Origin of the sequence: Fodinicurvata sp. EGI_FJ10296, from assembly GCF_040712075.1 — a bacterium.
Classification (GTDB): domain Bacteria; phylum Pseudomonadota; class Alphaproteobacteria; order DSM-16000; family Inquilinaceae; genus JBFCVL01.
In genome coordinates this window covers 1-17,379 of the sequence record NZ_JBFCVL010000010.1, presented here as the reverse complement: position 1 = coordinate 17,379, position 17,379 = coordinate 1, and the positions used below count along the sequence as shown (strand labels likewise).

The window sequence follows — 17,379 nt, the reverse complement described above, 5'->3', positions numbered from 1 at the left end:
TCGGTCCTGGGCCGCTCATGATGGCTGCCTCGTCATCCGTCTTGCCCCAGATCGCCCACGGCTGTCCAGTCTCCGGTTCTCGGGAATGGGCGGTGGGGGATGCCGCTCGGCTCAGTCGTTCGCTTCCGTCCGTCCGATTGGCCCAGCCGTCTGTACCGATCGTCCGTCGAACAGGGCACTGTGTCGCTCGTCGCCACGCCGGTCGGCGCCGGACGGCAGCGGGCCGCCGACCGTCACGATCCAGGCCAGAATATCGTCCCAGACGATCCTGGCCTGCAGGTCGCGCAGCAGCATGTGATAGCCGTTCTCGTAAAAAGCGAGTGTAAATCGCCCCGGCTGGAGGCGTGCGAGCATCAGGTCGACGGTGTCGAGCGGAACGACCTCCTCGCGGTCGCCATAAAGCATGAGGGTCGAGGTCGGCACATCGGGCGCCGAGCGATAGGCGCGGTCCATCAACGTCACCAGTCCGTCGAGAGCGTCGATCCGGGAGTTTTTGAGGACCAGGGGGTCCCGGCCCAGCGCCCGCAGCATTTCCAGATTGTCCGACGGCACGATGCCGAGACCGTCCGGGCTGACCCGCAGGCCGGGGACGGTGAGGGCGCCAATCTCAAGCGCGAGACGCTGATAGCCCGGCATGGTCTCACGCGCCCATATCGCCGGCGCTACGAGGATGACGCCATCGAGCGGCGGCCCGGTCAGTCCCGGTGAGCCGGTCCCTGTGGCCACCGTCATGGCAACGGCACCGCCCATGCTGTGGCCGAGCAGATACAGCGGAGTGTTTGGGTATGCGTCGTGCAGGAGCCACAATGCGGCGGCGGCGTCCGAACTCAGCGCTTCGACGCTCGACCAGATGCCCCGGCTGTCGTGCCGCCCGAAGCCGCGCTGGTCATAAGCGAAAGTCGCAATTCCACGGTCGGCCCAGTACGAGGCAGCCGAATCGAAAGCATTGGCGTGATCATTATACCCGTGAAGCGCCAGTATGAGGGCCCGCGGTGGCCGGCCGTCGTCCGGCAACCATCGGCGCAGCGGCAGATCGGTTCCGTCGGCCGCCACGACGGCGCTGTCGACCAAAGCCGGCGGCCCCGACGGCAACCCCATGCGCAGCCTGTCACCGCAGGCCGCCACGGCGGTGCCTGCGGCCAGGACGACGATCAGCGTGGCGATCCGCCGGAAGCTCGGCCAGATTGCGGCGCACATATGCCCGTTACGTCCCCGTCACTTCCCCGTCACGTTGCAGCCGGTGCGGGCCGGGTCAGCTGAAGAAAGATATCCTCAAGATCGGTTTCCTCGGTGGTCAGATCAGTGACCCGGACACCGCTGTCATGCATTGCATTGAGGATATCGCCGAGCCGCGTTTGGCTGGGCTGATACCGGATCACCAGACGGTCGGGCGCCGACAGTTCGGCCTGGAAATCCGCCAGCCCGGCGGGCACGGCATCCAGCGTGTCGGTCAGATGGATCGTGATCGTCTTGTTGTCGAGACGCGCCAGCAGGTTGCCGGTCGTATCGTTGGCGACGACCTCGCCATGGTTGATGATCGCGATGTGGTCGCACAGCTCCTGCGCTTCTTCGAGATAATGCGTCGTCAAAAGAACGGTCGTTCCCGTCCTGTTGAGGCTACGGACGTGTGTCCAGAGCGACTGACGCAGTTCGATGTCGACGCCGGCCGTGGGTTCGTCCAGCACCAGCACCGGCGGCGAATGCACCATGGCCTTTGCGACCATCAGCCGCCGCCGCATGCCTCCGGACAGCGTTCGGGCATAGGCGGTGGCCTTGTCGGCGAGGCCCACGGCTTCCAGCAGTTCGTCGGTGATCCGTTCGCGCTTTGGCACACCATAGAGGCCGGCCTGCAGATCGAGCAGTTCGCGCGGCGTGAAGAACGGATCGATGTTGAGTTCCTGAGGCACGACGCCAATCGCCGACCGTGAATGCCGGGGATCGCGGTCGATATCGTAACCCCAGATCGACGCCGTGCCGGCGGTTTTCATGACCAGACCGGCCAGAATATTGATCAGGGTCGATTTTCCGGCGCCATTCGGCCCCAGCAGCCCGAAAATCTGACCCCGGGGGATGTCGAGATCAATGCCCTTGAGCGCGACTTTCGCCGGCGACTTGCCGCTGGCGCGGTAGGTCTTCTCAAGACCTGAAACGCTGACGGCATTGACCGGCAGACCACCGGCCTCTGTCGCTCTGGCTTCGGGCGACGCGGTCGCGTTGGATAGGACGGATTCTGCTACGGCCATTTTTGCGGTCTCATCAACTGGATTCGGGGTCCGAATTCTCGGCTGAACTCGGGGCATCGGCCCCTCTGGTGCGGGTCCTGCAGGTATCGGCTCTGACGGCGGCCGATCGAATATCGCGTCCGCAGACGGAACCATTAAATGGGTATCACACGTTGCCCGTCAACCGGCCTTCTACCGGTGCTGGACACGGACAGCCTGCCGGAAATCACGACCGTGCTTGAATCGCCGACGGCATCGACGCTATTTAAAGGGGATCGGGAACGGGCACTGCCGATGCCGACTCTATTGGGGGACATGTGACGATGCCGATCGATGCGCCTGAAATTATCTATGTCGATGAAGACACCGAGAGCGTTGGCTGCGACGGCGGCGGCGGCGCCCTTGGCCATCCGTTGGTCTATTATACTTTCGGATCCAGCCGGTCCGTGACATGTGGGTACTGCGACCGTGAATTCGTTCGGGGCACACCGCCGGCGGACGGGGCACCGATCGAGATCCACCAGACGACCGACCGCTGAAATCGGCGCCGGTCTGGAGGCGTGATGAGAGATGGCGGCGCCGGTACTCCATGGCATGCTCGCGGCCGCGATGATGTCATCGCGGCACTGGATGTTTCCCCTGAAGCCGGACTGTCGGAAGCAGAGGCGGAGGCGCGGCTTGCCCGCCACGGTCCCAATGCGTTGCCGGAGCCACCCCGGCGCGGGGCGCTGGCGCGTCTGGCCGCCCAATTCAACAATGTTCTGATCTACGTCCTGATCGCGGCCGGCGCCGTTGCCGGTGTGTTGGGCGAATGGGTCGACGCTGCCGTGATCGGGGGTGTCGTCGTGATCAATGCCCTGATCGGGTTCGTTCAGGAGGGCAAGGCCGAGGAGGCGATCGACGCCATTCGCGACATGCTCTCGCCGGAGGCGCAAGTCACCCGTGGCGGCGAGCGACGGACCGTCTCTGCACAAACGCTGGTACCGGGTGATGTCGCCTATCTGAAGGCGGGCGACCGGGTCCCGGCGGATCTGCGGGTCATCGAAAGCCGGTCGCTTCAGGTGCAGGAAGCCGCCCTGACGGGCGAAAGTTCGGCAGTAGACAAGTCAACGGACCCGGTAAACGAAGACGCGCCGCTCGCCGAGCGCGTGTCGATGCTGTATTCGGGAACACTGGTCAGCTATGGCACCGGCAGCGGGGTCGTCGTCGAAACCGGCGCCGCGACTGAACTCGGCCGGATCAGCGGCATGATCGGCGAAGACCGCGGCATCACCACGCCGCTGCTCGAACAGATGGGCGTGTTCGGGCGCTGGCTGACACTGGTCATCGTTGTGCTGGCCGGAATCACGCTCGCCTTCGGCCTGCTGTTCCGCGACTATACCGTTACGGAAATGTTCATGGCGGCTGTCAGCGTCGCCGTCGCCGCGATCCCGGAAGGATTGCCGGCGATCATGACGATCACGCTGGCCATCGGCGTCACCCGGATGGCGCGGCGCAATGCGATCATCCGGCGCCTTCCGGCGGTGGAAACGCTGGGCGCGGTCTCGGTCATCTGTTCCGATAAGACCGGGACTCTGACGCGCAACGAACTGATGGTCAGCAGCGTCGTGACGACGGCCGGCCGCTATTCGGTGGCGGGAAGCGGCTATGACCCGAAGGGCGCGGTATGCCCTGACGACAGATCCGGGGACGGCCCGGGGGATGGCCAGAGTGCCGGCGACGACCCTGCAGAAGGCGACGACCTGCGCTGGGTCGCACGGGTAGCGGCGCTGTGCAACGAAGCCCGGATCCGCCACCGCGACGGGGCATGGACCCTCAGCGGCAATCCGACCGACGGTGCCTTGCTCGCCTTTGCCGCCAAGGCCGGCATGGACGCCGACGCCGAACGGACCAGCAGCCCCGCGCTGCAAAGCATTCCCTTCGACAGCGCCCACAAATACATGGCCACGTCCCACGATTTGCCTGACGAGGCGTCCGCGGCATACGGCGGTCACGTTTTGCTCGTCAAAGGCGCGCCGGAACGGCTTCTGGAAATGTGCGATACTGAGGGAACCGCCGCATCCGCCGGCCCGATCGATCGCGACCGCTGGCACCGGGTCATGGACGATCTGGCCCGGAACGGCCAGCGACTGATCGGTGTGGCCATGCGGCCGATGGAGGAGGGCGAGCCGCTGACATTCGACAGCGTCAGCGGGTCCTCCGGCGCGCGGCTGACGTTTCTCGGCGTGCTCGGCCTGATCGATCCGGCCCGGCCGGATGCGATCGAGGCGGTCGCGACCTGCCGGGCGGCAGGCATCGAGGTCAAGATGATCACCGGCGACCATGCGGCGACGGCAACGGCGATCGCGCGGGATTTTGGTATTGTGCCGCCGGATGGCGGCACGGAATCGTCCGGCCCGGATGCCTCCGGTTCAAACATCAATGCGCTGACCGGCCGCGATCTCGATGCGATGAATATCGATGATCTGGCGGCGGCGGGTGCGGCGGTCAGCGTGTTCGCCCGCACATCGCCGGAGAACAAGCTGCAGTTGGTGACGGCACTGCAGAAGCATGGCCATGTCGTTGCCATGACCGGCGACGGCGTCAATGACGCGCCGGCGCTGAAAAGGGCCGATGTCGGCGTCGCCATGGGAATCAAGGGCACTGAGGCGGCCAAGGAGGCTGCGGAGATGGTGCTGGCCGACGACAATTTCGCCTCAATTGCCCGCGCGGTCGAGGAAGGCCGCACTGTCTACGATAACCTGAAGAAGGCGATCCTGTTCATCCTGCCGACCAGCTTCGGTCAGGCGCTGGTCGTCCTTGCCGCCATTCTGGCCGGCATGACGCTGCCGATCACGCCGGTTCAGATCCTGTGGGTCAATATGATCACGGCCGTGACACTGGCGCTGACACTGGCGTTCGAGCCGGCCGAAGCCGACATCATGCGCCGCCCGCCGCGCCCACGGGCCGAGCCGCTGCTTTCGCGGTTCCTCGTCTGGCGGATCGCCTTTGTTTCGTTCCTTCTGCTGGCAGGGGCGTTTTCGCTGTTCGTCCATCAGTATCAGCAGGGCGTCGATCTCGATACCGCGCGGACGGTCGCCGTCAACGCGCTCGTTGTCGGTCAGGTCGTCTATTTGCTGAATACCCGTCACATGCTGATGCCGAGCTGGACGCTGGAAGGGCTGTTCGGATCGAAACTCTGCCTGGCCGGAATCGCAGCGGTGCTGTTGCTTCAGATGATCTTCACCTATGTCCCCTTCATGAACTATCTGTTCGAGAGCGGCGCGATGACGTCGGGGCAATGGGGTCTTGTCGTGGCATTCGGTGCGGCCTTGTTCCTGATCGTCGAGGCTGAAAAGCTTCTGGTGCGCCGTATCGCTTCCCCGCATCGCAGCAGACGGAAACCGGCTGCATGATCGGCGGGGCGGAAACGGTTGTATATCGGTCTGTGCGCGGGCGGCAGGATTGTGGCATAGTGGACGACCGATCCGAACAGCGGCGGCAACCAGCCCCGTTCTCGACGAAGCGGGCCTGTCAACGGGTTCGCCGGAACATGCAACCGAGGAAGCGCCCATGTCCGACCGCGGCTCAGCCAATGCGCCCCTTTCCCGCCATGCCATGGCGTTCATCCTTGCCGGCGGCCGCGGCAGCCGGCTCAAGGAACTGACCAATATCCGGGCCAAGCCGGCGGTTTATTTCGGCGGCAAATCGCGCATCATCGACTTTGCCCTGTCCAACGCCGTCAATTCCGGCATCCGCCGGATTGGCGTCGCCACGCAGTACAAGGCTCACAGTCTGATCCGTCATCTGCAGCACGGCTGGAACTTCTTCAGGCCCGAGCGAAACGAGACCTTCGATATTCTGCCGGCCAGCCAGCGGGTGTCGGAGACCATGTGGTATGTCGGAACCGCCGACGCGGTCTACCAGAACATCGACATCATCGAAGGCAGCCGGCCGGAATACATCGTTGTGCTGGCCGGCGACCACATCTACAAAATGGACTACGAGGTGATGCTTCGTCAGCACGTAGACAGCGGTGCCGACGTCACGGTCGGATGCTTTGCCGTGCCCCGGATGCAGGCCAGTGCGTTCGGCGTCATGGCGGTGGATGAGTCCGGCCGCATCACGTCGTTCCTGGAAAAGCCGGCCGACCCGCCGGCCATGCCGAACGATCCGGACAAGGCCCTGGCCAGCATGGGCATCTATGTGTTCGAGACGCGCTTTCTGCTGGACGAGTTGCGCCGGGATGCCGCGGATCCGGACTCCGACCACGATTTCGGCAAGGACATCATTCCGCATCTGGTCCGGAAGGGTTCGGCGGTGGCCCATGATTTCAAGGATTCCGCGGTCGGCACGACGCCGGGCGGGGAAGCCTACTGGCGGGATGTCGGCACGGTCGACGCCTATTGGGAGGCGAATATCGATCTGACGGCGCCTGAGCCGTCGCTCGATCTCTACGATCAGGACTGGCCGATCTGGAGTTATGCGGAAATAACGCCGCCGGCGAAATTCGTCCATGACGATGACGGACGCCGCGGGACCGCGCTCGATTCGCTGGTGTCCGGTGGCTGCATCGTCTCTGGCGCGCGGCTGCGGCGGTCGCTCATGTTCACGGGCGTGCATGTGCACTCGTATGGGGAGATCGACAACGCCGTCATTCTGCCCTATGTCAATGTCGGGCGGTCAGCCCGGCTGTCAAAGGTGGTGATCGACCGCGGCGTGACGATCCCGGAGGGGCTGGTGGTCGGCGAGGACGCTGACGACGACGCCCGGCGCTTCCGGCGGACGGAATCCGGGGTAACCCTGATCACCCAGCCGATGATCGACAAACTGTCAGGATAAGGCGATTGAAGGTTCTTTCCGTCGTTTCGGAGATCTACCCGCTGGTCAAGACGGGTGGATTGGCCGATGTCGCGGGTGCGCTGCCGGCCGCCCTCGCGCACCATGGGGTCGAAACGCGCACGCTGGTGCCGGGTTATCCGGCAGTGTTGTCGAAACTGGACGCGGCCGAAACGGTCCACAGCTTCGACCACCTGTTCGGCGAACCGGCCCGGCTGCTGAGCGCGACCGTGGCGGGTCTCGACCTTTTCATCCTGGACGCGCCGCATCTTTTTGTGCGTCCCGGCGGTCCCTATACGGATTCCAACCGTCAGGACTGGGACGACAACGACCGCCGGTTCGCGGCACTGGGGCTTGCCGGGGCCGATATCGGACGCGGCCTCTTGGCGGATTTTGTGCCCGATATCGTCCATGCCCATGACTGGCAGGCAGGTTTGGCGCCGGCTTTCATAGCACTGGCCGGCGGCGGCCCGAAGACGGTGATGACGATCCACAATCTGGCGTTTCAGGGCACCTTTCCACCCGATCGTTTCGCCGGCCTCGGCCTGCCGGGCGAGGCGTTTGCGACCGATGGTGTGGAATTCTACGGCAATGTCAGCTTCCTGAAGGCCGGCTTGTATTACGCCGACCGGATCACGACGGTGTCGCCGACTTATGCCATGGAAATTCAGACCGATGGCGACGGCATGGGGCTGGGCGGTCTTTTGCGGTCGCGCACAGCCGACGTGTCGGGAATTCTCAACGGCATCGATGACGGCCTCTGGAACCCGGCGACGGACCCACTCATCGCGTCGACCTATGACGTCGACAACCTCGACCGGCGCGCGGCGAACAAGGCGGCACTGCAGGCCCGGTTCGGGCTGGAGCCGGATCCGGATATGCCGTTGTTCGGCGTTGTTTCCCGCTTCTCATGGCAGAAGGGGCTCGACCTGCTGACCGATGCGCTGCCGAGACTCGTGGATGCCGGGGGCCAGGCCGTCATTCTCGGGGCCGGCGACCACGGCATGGAAGCAGCGTTCGCGCATGCCGCCGTCAGCCATACCGGCCGAGTGGCTGTGCATTTCGCCTATGACGAGGGGCTGGCCCATCTCATCCAGGCCGGCAGCGATGCCATTCTGGTGCCGTCCCGGTTCGAGCCCTGCGGTCTGACACAGCTTTGCGCGCTGCGCTATGGGGCGATCCCGGTCGTCGCCCGCGTCGGCGGATTGGCCGATACCGTGATCGATGCCAACGCGGTCGCCCGCGCGGCGGGTGTGGCGACCGGCATTCAGTTCGCCCCGGTCACGCAGGACGCCCTGGACGCTGCGCTGTTCCGGACGCTGGACCTGTGGCGTGACCGCCCGGCGTGGCGGCGGATGCAGGAAAACGGCATGCGCACTGATGTCGGTTGGGATCACTCGGCAGCCGAGTATGTCGCGCTGTTCCGAAGCCTTGCCGTACAGAAGGAGGGGAGCAGTGGTTGAGCACGGGGTGGGACCCGGGGCGAAACCGGGGGCAGATCCGGCGAGCGAGGGAATTCCGGCGGCGCCGACCCGGCAGCAGACGCTGCGGCTGGCCATGGCGCAGATGTGCTCCGGCAAGAGCCACGCGCCCAACGTCGCGGCGGTGACGGAACTGGCCGGGGAAGCGGCCGCCAAGGGGGCAGAGCTGCTGGCGTTGCCCGAGGTCGGTGGTCTGGTGAACAAGGATCACGCCTCGGCCCGCGAGATGGTCACGGTCGAGGAGGCCGATCCCTATGTTGCGGCGTGTCGCGCACTGGCCGCGCGCCATGGTTTGTGGATCAATACCGGCTCGACGCCGGTCGTGGAGGGCGCCGATCCGCGTTTCATCAATCGCGGCCACCTGATCGACCCGACCGGCGCCATCGTGGCGCGCTATGACAAGATCCACCTGTTCGATGTCGATCTGCCGGGCGAGAAACCGCGGCGCGAATCCGATCGATTCAGGGCCGGTGACGAGGCCGTGATGGCCGCAACGCCGTGGGGCGCCGTCGCCCTGTCGATCTGCTATGATCTGCGCTTCCCTCATCTCTATCGCGCCTATGCCAAGGCGGGGGCATCGATCCTGTTCATCCCGTCGGCCTTTACGGTGCCTACGGGCGAGGCGCATTGGGAGCCGCTGCTCCGCGCGCGGGCGATCGAGAACGGCTGCTTCGTCGTCGCCCCGGCCCAGGGCGGCGCCCATGACGACGGCCGCCATACATGGGGGCATTCCATGGTCGTCGATCCGTGGGGCCGCGTTCTGGTCGACATGGAAACCTCGCCCGGCCTCAGTGTCGTCGATCTGGACCTGTCGGCGGTGGCGGCGGCGCGGCGCAGCATACCCTCGCTGGTCAACGAACGGCCGTTCCGCTTCGTTACGGCCTGACAGCCGAATTCAATTGAGTTCCGGTCGGGCTGCCGCGAAAGTGGATCCCAATGTGGGTTTCGGGTGTGGTTTTCCAGGTGTGGCGTTCGGGGCGGCAGAAGCGACATGTTGGCGATCGGCGACAGCAATCCGGTCAAGCATATCAGGCTGGCCTATGTGAACTATGCGGTCATCTTGATCTGCGTCGTCACCTTTTTCGCCAACCCGCGGCTAGAGTTCTATGCCCTTTTCCCCGGCGCCGTGACCCGCACCGGGTGGATGGCCGATTTCACGGCGGCCGAGGCGGCGATGCAACTCGTCACCTACGCATTCCTGCATAGCGACTTCTGGCATCTGGCGTTGAACATGGTCGTGCTTTGGGTTTTCGGCAACAATGTCGAGGATGCCATGGGCCATTGGCGTTATGCCATCTTCTTCGTCCTCTGCGCGATGGCGGGCGGGCTGGCGGAGGCCTGGTTGACGGCCATGCCCAGCGTCCCGGTGGTCGGTGCCAGCGGCGCGATCGCCGGTGTCATGGGGGCCTATCTGCTGTTGCATCCGCGTGCACGGATACTGGTCCTGGTCGCGTTCCGGCTGCCGGTGATCGTCCCGGCCAGTGCATTCGTCGGGCTCAGCGTCGGCATCGACGTGATGATGGCGCTATTCCCCAACGATGATGGCGCGCTGGTGGCGTGGTGGGCGCATATTGGCGGCTTTGCGGCCGGCGTCGCTCTGATCGGCCTGTTCAAGTATCGCGACGTTCCCCTGTTCCAGTCCGCCGACGCCTATCCGGAAATTGCTTTTGCCCGCACCAACCGCTTCCTGATCGACCTGACGCCAAAGCCGCGGCCGGACGGCACCGCCAGTCTGTCGAGCCGAATAATCGCGGGCATCAAGGTCGTCACCTTCTTTGTCATTATCATTATTTTGACCGAACTTCTGCTCGGCGGTTGACGCTATGGACAGGTCCCGGGACACGATTTTTCTGTAAGACGGTTCGCGCGCATCCGACTAATTGTTTGGGGCCCCAAAAGCCGGGCGCCGAACGGTGAGAGGAGCCCATCCGATGCGGGAGCCAGCCCATCAGAACGGGAGAGATCAGGAGGCGGAGCGTGAAACCCTCTACCGCGAGGCGAGCGCGGGCCATGGCGCGGCGATCGCGCGGCTTGCCGCCGGATACGAGGCCGATCCGGAGAGCCGTCGCGACCTGATCCAGGACATTCATGTTGCCTTGTGGCGCAGTTTTGCCGGATTCGATGGGCGGTGCGCCCTTGGGACCTGGGTTTATCGGGTCGCCCACAACGTGGCGGCGTCGCATGTCCGGCGGCACAGCCGAGGGCGGAAAGTCGCCACTACCCTGGACCTCGACGCCGTCGATGACCGACCCGGTCCGGAACGCCGGGTCGGCGCACGCCTCGATCTTGACCGCCTATTGGGCTTGATCCGCCGCCTGCGACCGCCGGATCGGCAGATTATGCTGCTGTACCTGGAAGATATGGACGCGGCGGCGATTGGTGACATCGTCGGCTTGTCGGCGGGTGCGGTGTCAACGCGCCTGCACCGGATCCGCAAAACCCTGACCCGCCGCATGGCCGATGCCGCCAATGACGGAGGCGATGATGACGGACAATGAACAATCTGGACGTGTCGATCAAACCTGGGCGACGGTCAAATCCGCATGGCGCGACCAGCCGGTCGACCGGAGCCCCGCCGAGCCATCGGCGATGACGCACAAGGCCGACGGCTTCACGCGCGCGATCCGACGCCGAAATGCAATCGAATACGCCGCCTTTGGTCTGGTCGGGCTGTTTTTCGCGGCCGAGGCCCTGGGGGTCTTTGGCCGTGCGGCGGTGCCGATGGCGGATCTTGTTATCCGTACCGGCGCGCTTTTGGTCGTCATCGGTGCGGCCGCCGCCGCATGGCAGCTTCATCGCCGCGCTTCGGCGCCACCGCCCGGCACCGACCCCGGACAGGCACTCGACGTCGCCGCCGATGTGGTCAGTTTCCACCGCCGCGCTTTGGCGCGTCAGCGCGATGCGCTCAATTCCGTCGGTCGCTGGTATCTCGGCCCGTTCCTGCCGGGTTTTGCTTTGATGGCGTTCGGCGGCTTTCTCGATCCCGGTCGCGACCCGCTGGTCCTGGCGCTCGCCATTGGCTTCGTCGCCATCGTCTTCTCGACGATCCTGGTCCTGAACCGTCGGGCGGCAGCGGCCGTCCAGCGCGAAATCGACGCATTGGACCGGGCGGCGTAACGGGATCGGATACCGCTCGCGATCACGGCCTTGAATGACGATGCGGCCCGCCTTCAAGCCTGTCGACGTCGGAATCAACGTCCAGACCGGCTTCGGCCATCATCATGATCGAAAGAATGTGCCCGATGTCGAGCCGGCGTCCTCAAGGGCAACTATTCAGCCGACGGTTTGTTTGAGCGCGGCTTGGCGGTCGTCGAACTGCTTTTCCAGGTCGGGCACGTCGACCACAGCACAGACACCGTCGGCGGTGCTTTCGATACAGAGCCGGCAGGACAGAATATCACAGAGTTTCCGAACCATCATCAGACCGACGCCAAGCCGCTGCACCTGGGCGATCCGCGGGTTCTCGCCCTTGAGAGCGAGGTGGGTCAAATCCCGATCCTGGATGTATTTCAGAACATTGGAGGGCAAGCCCGGGCCGAAATCGCGGATGCTGATCCTGACGACCGCCCCCTCCTCGTCAGCCATGTCGAGCGCAATCTGCGGCGGTCGATCACCCGTATTGTGCTGAACGGCGTTGCGGGCCAGGTTGCGAACGATCTTGGCGATTGCCGAACGGTCGGTGACGATGGCCGGAAGCGGTGTCGACGGACGCAACAGCCGAATTTCCGCATTCTCGAACTCATCCTCGACGTCGCGGATGGCGGTCGATACGGCCTCGGTCACGTCGATACGCTCGATCCGGGGCTCGTACCGGCCGGAGTGGACCCTGGCGGCTTCGAGGATGCGGTTGAGTTTGTCCAGAAGCACCTCTCCGCTCTCGCGGATCGTTGATACATAGTCGGCATGATCGGGATGGAGTTTGCCCGATTGCCGGAGCTCGTCCGCGAAACCGATCACCGTCGAAATCGGCGTGCGGAAAATCTGGCTGAACGATTCGATCAATCGAACCTGGGCAATCCGGCTTTCCTCGGCATCCATCAGCGCGGCTTTCAGGTGCTGGTTCGAGGCAACCAGTTCCTGCTCCATCGCACTGGCCTGGCTCATATCGCGCAGAATGCCCATGATGTTGTTCATGCCCGGGCCATACGCCTTGACCCTGATCACCACGGGGATTTCGCCGCCTTCCTTGTGCAGGGCGCGAATCGACCGCCAGTTTTCCATCGCCTTGACATCGACGACGCCGGTCCGAAACGCAGCGATCTTCTCATCATGAGAAGCGCGCACCCGATCGGGAAGCAGGTGATTGAGGGGCTTTCCGGTTAGCTCGGCCTGATCATAGCCGAGTATTTCACACAAGGCGGCGTTGACATAGGTCAGCCGATTATCGACACCAATGATGAATAGACCGTCGCTCAGGCATTCCGCGAAACACTCAAGCAGATCGCTGCTCTGCGGCATAAAAGAATTCATGAATCAACGCCCTTCATTCCAGGGAAGTACGCCCGATCGAGAGCGGCGTGACCTTCGCCGCCTCCAAGCCCGATACGGCAAGAAGTCAGCCCCTACGTTCCGCGCCCACACCCCTCCATAATAGAGAAAATTGGCCAGACTCCACAGCTTTTTTTAGAAAAACACGCCAAATTCTACTAGAAGCCGTTTCGCTTGAGATCGATTTATTTCTGCCTGCGATAGAAGGCAACCCCGGGCCCATCACTACTCACCACCGCCCCTTGATGCCGGTCTCGACATCGGCGCGGGTCTGGGCCATGTTCTGCTATCCTCCGGCCCAACCCGCTATTCCGGTGACATCATGCCGACCGATACGACATCCGCGACCGTTGCCAACGGTCAATCCGTCCCGGAAACCGCCCTGCCGGCGCAAAGCGGGCGAACCTATTATCTGGTCGACGGGTCGGGGTACATCTTCCGGGCGTTTCATACGATCCCGATGCGGGTGCGAAAGGCCGACGGCGTGCCGACCAATGCGGTCTACGGCTTTTGCTCGATGGTGATGAAGCTGCTGGCCGATATCGATGCCGAGTATATCGGAGTCATTTTCGATGCCAGTCGTCACAATTTCCGCAACGACATCTATGACGCCTACAAGGCCAACCGTGACGAGCCGCCGGAAGAACTTCGCCCCCAATTCGGCCTGATCCGCGAGGCGACGGCGGCGTTCGGTCTGGCATCGATCGAGCGTGACGGTTTCGAGGCCGACGACATCATCGCCACCTTCGCCCGTCAAGCGCGCGAGCGCGGCGACAAGGTGATCATCGTGTCGTCGGACAAGGACCTGATGCAGCTGGTCGGCGACGGCGTCACCATGATGGATCCGATGAAGAACGTCGTCATCGACGTCGAACAGGTGCGCGAGAAGTTCGGCGTCGAGCCGAAATGCGTGGTCGACGTGCAGGCGCTGGCCGGCGACAGCGTCGACAACATTCCCGGTGTTCCCGGCATCGGCATCAAGACGGCGGCGCAGTTGATCGCCGAATTCGGCGATCTCGACACGCTTCTGGACAATGCCGGGCGCATCAAGCAGCCCAAACGGCGCCAGAACCTCATCGACCATGCCGAGTCCGCCCGCATATCGCGCCAACTGGTCCGTCTGGACGACACGGTGGAAATGCCGGAAACGCTCGACGACATGAAGGTGCCGGAGCCGGACGCCGTGAAGCTGATCGCGTTCCTGGACCATATGGAATTCCCGTCGCTGGTCTCGCGGACCAAGTCGCGGCTTGCGACAGACCATCCGGCCCTGCGCGTCGAGGAGCCGGTGAACGACACGCCGTCCGAGGCGGTTTACACACTGGTGCAGGACCGAGAAACGCTCGATGCATGGATCGCCGAAGCGGGGTATGCCGGCGTCATTGGTGTCGATACCGAGACCAACTCGCTCAATGCCGCCCGCGCGGATCTGGTGGGAATCTCCATGGCGGTGCGTCCGGGCCGGGCCTGTTATATCCCCGTCGGCCATACCGACGGCACCGAGGGGACGCTCGATTTCGGCGATCGCGAGGGCGATGGCGAGCGAATTCGCCAGTTGCCGCTGGACGAGGTGATCGGCGCCCTGAAGCCGTTGTTCGAAGACGACAGCGTCATGAAGGTCGGCCACAACCTGAAATACGATTATCAGATTTTGCGCCGCCACGGCATCCGCCTTGCCCCGACCGACGACACGCTGCTGATGTCCTATGTCCTCGACGGCGGCACCTATGGCCATGGCCTGGACGAGCTGGCCAAACGGCTGCTCGACCATACCTGCATCAGCTATGTCGAACTGTGCGGAAAGGGAAAGACGGCCATCACGTTCGACAAGGTGCCGCTGGACAAGGCGCTGGATTACGCGGCCGAGGATGCGGACATCACGCTGCGCCTGCACAAGCTGTTCAAATCCCGCCTCGTGGGTGAGCGTATGGCCACGATCTATGAGACGATCGAGCGGCCGCTCGTCCAGGTCGTCGGGGAAATGGAGTCCACCGGCATCCGCGTCGACCGCACTGTGCTGGAAACCATGTCGCGGGATTTCGGCGAAAGGCTGGCGACCCTGGAGACCGAGATCCACCGGCTGGCCGGGCATCCATTCAATGTCGGCAGCCCGAAACAGGTGGGCGAAGTTCTGTTTGACGAGATGGGGATTCAGGGCGGCAAGAAAGGCAAGACCGGTGCGTATTCCACCGGCGCCGACGTGCTGGAAATGCTGGCGGCCCAAGGCCACGACATCGCCGCCCGGCTGCTGGATTGGCGACAGTTGTCGAAGCTGAAATCGACCTATACCGATGCGCTGGTGCATGACATCGTCGAGCCGGCCGGCCGTGTCCATACCTCGTTCAGTCTTGCCGCGACGAACACCGGGCGCCTGTCGTCCAACGATCCGAATCTGCAGAACATCCCGATCCGGACCGAGGCCGGCCGCAAGATCCGCACAGCCTTTGTCACCGAGCCGGGCTGGAAGCTGATCTCGGTCGACTATTCCCAGATCGAACTGCGTCTGGTCGCCGATATCGCCGACATCCAGGCGCTGAAGGACGCGTTCCGGCAGGGCATCGACATTCACGCCATGACAGCCAGCCAGGTCTTCGGCGTGCCGCTGGACCAGATGACGCCGGAGACGCGGCGCAAGGCCAAGGCGATCAATTTCGGCATCATCTATGGCATTTCCGGGTTCGGTCTGGCCGCTCAGCTCGGCATTTCCCAGGGCGAGGCGAACCAGTTCATCCGCACCTATCTGGAGCGGTTCGGCGAGTTGAAGGCGTGGATGGACGAAACCAGGAAATTCGCTCGCGAGCACGGCTATGTCTCGACGTTGTTCGGGCGGCGCTGCCATATGCCGGGCATCAAGGACCCCAATCCGGCACGGCGGAATTTCGCCGAACGCCAGGCGATCAACGCCCCGATCCAGGGCACCGCGGCCGATATCATCAAGAAGGCCATGGGCCCCCTGCCGGCCGCCCTGGCGGCGGCGGGTCTGGATGCGCGAATGCTGCTTCAGGTGCATGACGAACTGCTGCTGGAGGCGCCCGCCGATCAGTGCGACCGGACGGTCGAGATCGCGCGCGACATCATGATGAATGCCGCCACGCTGTCGGTGCCGCTGGAGGTTGAAGCCGGCATCGGCGACAATTGGGCCGAGGCGCATTGATCGGCGGTTGTTCAGTGTCCGGGAGAGCCGTGACGGGAGGGTGAACGCTTGATCACGGATATCGAGGATTTCTTTTCAAAGGGTTGCGGACGCTGCGACCGCTTTGCCACACCGGATTGCTCGACACGGAAATGGGCGACGGGTCTCGCCGACCTGCGCCGCATATGCTGCGATCTGGATCTCGGCGAAACCGTGAAATGGGGCCACCCCTGCTATAGGCACGCGGATCGCCAAAAATCGCGACCGTATTCTGGCAGGCAAAGGTGCGATGGAAAGATAGGCCGGGATGATGTAGGTCGGCTTGCCCGACAGAGCCGGGTCGATGCCGGGGTTTGATCAGGGGCCCGAAGTCCCTATGCCCTGCCGTGCAGCGGCAGGGTCAGCGTCACGGTCGTGCCGGTACCGGGAGTGCTGTCAACCGACAGCTCGCCGCCGGCATAGCGCGCAAAGCCGTCGGCCAGACTGAGGCCGAGGCCGACGCCCTGGCCGATGGCGCGTGTGGTAAAGAACGGCTCTTTGGCGCGCCGGCGGGTGTCCCCGTCCATGCCGGTGCCGTTGTCGGCTATCGTGATGACGATCATGGGGCCGTCGCGGCCATCGGTGCGCGCTGAAGAAAGCTGCAGCGTGCCGCGTTCGCCGACGGCAGTACGGGCGTTGGCGGTCAGCTCCTCCAGTGTCTCGTCGAACAGTGTTGCGTCGACCTCGACCGTCGCTGCAGCGCCTGCGCCGGGATCGACGGTCACCCGCACGCCGGCCGGCAGGGACGTGTCGAGTGCTGCGCCGATACGCGCGACGGCGGCATCGACGGGCACCGAGCGTATGTCTGACGTTTGCTGCCCGGAATAGACCATCAACCGGCGGGTAATTGCTGCTGCCCGCTGGTTCGCCAGCCGGGTCATGTCGGCGTTGAGCCGGGCCGGATGATCGTCGGGAAGCTCGGCGGCGATCTGGTCGACATTGCCCTGTATCACCATCAGGATGTTGTTCAGGTTGTGCGCGAGGCCGGCGGTCAGGCTGTCGACGGCGTTCCGGCGTTCGGTTTCAGCGGCCAGCGTCTCAGCCCTGATCTGCGCCGAGGCGTCCTCCGCGATGCCAACGAACCCGGCTGGCGCGCCGACGTCGTCATGAAAAGGCACCAGTTTGACCCGCAGATCGACGGCAAGGCCGGTCGGCGACACATGGCGATACCTTACGTCGAGCGCTGCGCCGACGGCAT

13 protein-coding genes are annotated in these 17,379 nt (G+C 64.1%); 9 read left to right on the top strand and 4 right to left on the bottom strand.

Features of this window, described 5'->3' with window-relative positions; translation table 11 throughout:
* Window positions 1-111 precede the first annotated feature (111 nt).
* Together ABZ728_RS20025 and ABZ728_RS20020 are read right to left on the bottom strand one after the other, a co-directional pair.
* Window positions 112-1,197, bottom strand: a complete 1,086-nt coding sequence (locus ABZ728_RS20025) for an alpha/beta fold hydrolase (RefSeq protein WP_366658118.1) — start codon at window positions 1,195-1,197, stop codon at window positions 112-114.
* Window positions 1,198-1,226: 29 nt separating this feature from the next.
* Window positions 1,227-2,243 (bottom strand): ABC transporter ATP-binding protein, encoded by a 1,017-nt coding sequence (locus tag ABZ728_RS20020; RefSeq protein ID WP_366658117.1) that lies wholly within the window; start codon window positions 2,241-2,243, stop codon window positions 1,227-1,229.
* 302 nt (window positions 2,244-2,545) lie between these two features.
* Here ABZ728_RS20020 and ABZ728_RS20015 point away from each other — a divergent pair, with 302 nt between their 5' ends.
* From ABZ728_RS20015 to ABZ728_RS19980, 8 genes are all read left to right on the top strand, one after another.
* The gene (locus ABZ728_RS20015; protein ID WP_366658116.1) at window positions 2,546-2,761 is read left to right on the top strand and encodes a zinc-finger domain-containing protein; all 216 of its coding nucleotides are present in this window, start codon (window positions 2,546-2,548) and stop codon (window positions 2,759-2,761) included.
* A 24-nt stretch (window positions 2,762-2,785) separates the two neighbouring features.
* Entirely contained in the window at window positions 2,786-5,617 is a 2,832-nt protein-coding gene (locus ABZ728_RS20010; protein WP_366658115.1) for a cation-transporting P-type ATPase, read from the top strand.
* A 157-nt stretch (window positions 5,618-5,774) separates the two neighbouring features.
* Entirely contained in the window at window positions 5,775-7,043 is a 1,269-nt protein-coding gene (gene glgC, locus ABZ728_RS20005; RefSeq protein WP_366658114.1) for a glucose-1-phosphate adenylyltransferase, read from the top strand.
* Between the two features lie 5 nt (window positions 7,044-7,048).
* Window positions 7,049-8,503: a glycogen synthase GlgA gene (glgA, locus tag ABZ728_RS20000; RefSeq protein ID WP_366658112.1), complete on the top strand. Its 1,455-nt coding sequence runs from the start codon at window positions 7,049-7,051 to the stop codon at window positions 8,501-8,503.
* Entirely contained in the window at window positions 8,496-9,407 is a 912-nt protein-coding gene (locus ABZ728_RS19995; RefSeq protein WP_366658111.1) for a carbon-nitrogen hydrolase family protein, read from the top strand. Before glgA ends, ABZ728_RS19995 begins: the two co-directional genes overlap by 8 nt.
* Before the next feature lie 105 nt (window positions 9,408-9,512).
* On the top strand, window positions 9,513-10,340 hold the full coding sequence (locus tag ABZ728_RS19990) for a rhomboid family intramembrane serine protease (protein WP_366658110.1): 828 nt from the start codon (window positions 9,513-9,515) through the stop codon (window positions 10,338-10,340).
* Between the two features lie 112 nt (window positions 10,341-10,452).
* Window positions 10,453-11,019 (top strand): sigma-70 family RNA polymerase sigma factor, encoded by a 567-nt coding sequence (locus ABZ728_RS19985; protein WP_366658109.1) that lies wholly within the window; start codon window positions 10,453-10,455, stop codon window positions 11,017-11,019.
* Window positions 11,006-11,638, top strand: coding sequence for a hypothetical protein (locus ABZ728_RS19980; RefSeq protein WP_366658108.1), 633 nt, complete (start codon window positions 11,006-11,008; stop codon window positions 11,636-11,638). Before ABZ728_RS19985 ends, ABZ728_RS19980 begins: the two co-directional genes overlap by 14 nt.
* Window positions 11,639-11,794: 156 nt before the next feature.
* Here the strand turns inward: ABZ728_RS19980 and ABZ728_RS19975 are convergent, their stop codons facing one another.
* A complete protein-coding gene (locus ABZ728_RS19975; RefSeq protein WP_366658107.1) occupies window positions 11,795-12,979 on the bottom strand; it encodes a PAS domain-containing sensor histidine kinase in 1,185 nt (394 codons plus the stop codon).
* 352 nt (window positions 12,980-13,331) lie between these two features.
* On the opposite strand from ABZ728_RS19975, the gene polA reads away from it, so the two are divergent.
* Complete coding sequence (polA, locus tag ABZ728_RS19970; protein ID WP_366658105.1) at window positions 13,332-16,163, top strand: DNA polymerase I; 2,832 nt, start codon at window positions 13,332-13,334, stop codon at window positions 16,161-16,163.
* Window positions 16,164-16,516: 353 nt separating this feature from the next.
* Here the strand turns inward: polA and ABZ728_RS19965 are convergent.
* Window positions 16,517-17,379: ATP-binding protein (locus ABZ728_RS19965; protein WP_366658104.1), on the bottom strand; the 863-nt coding region annotated here is incomplete at its 5' end.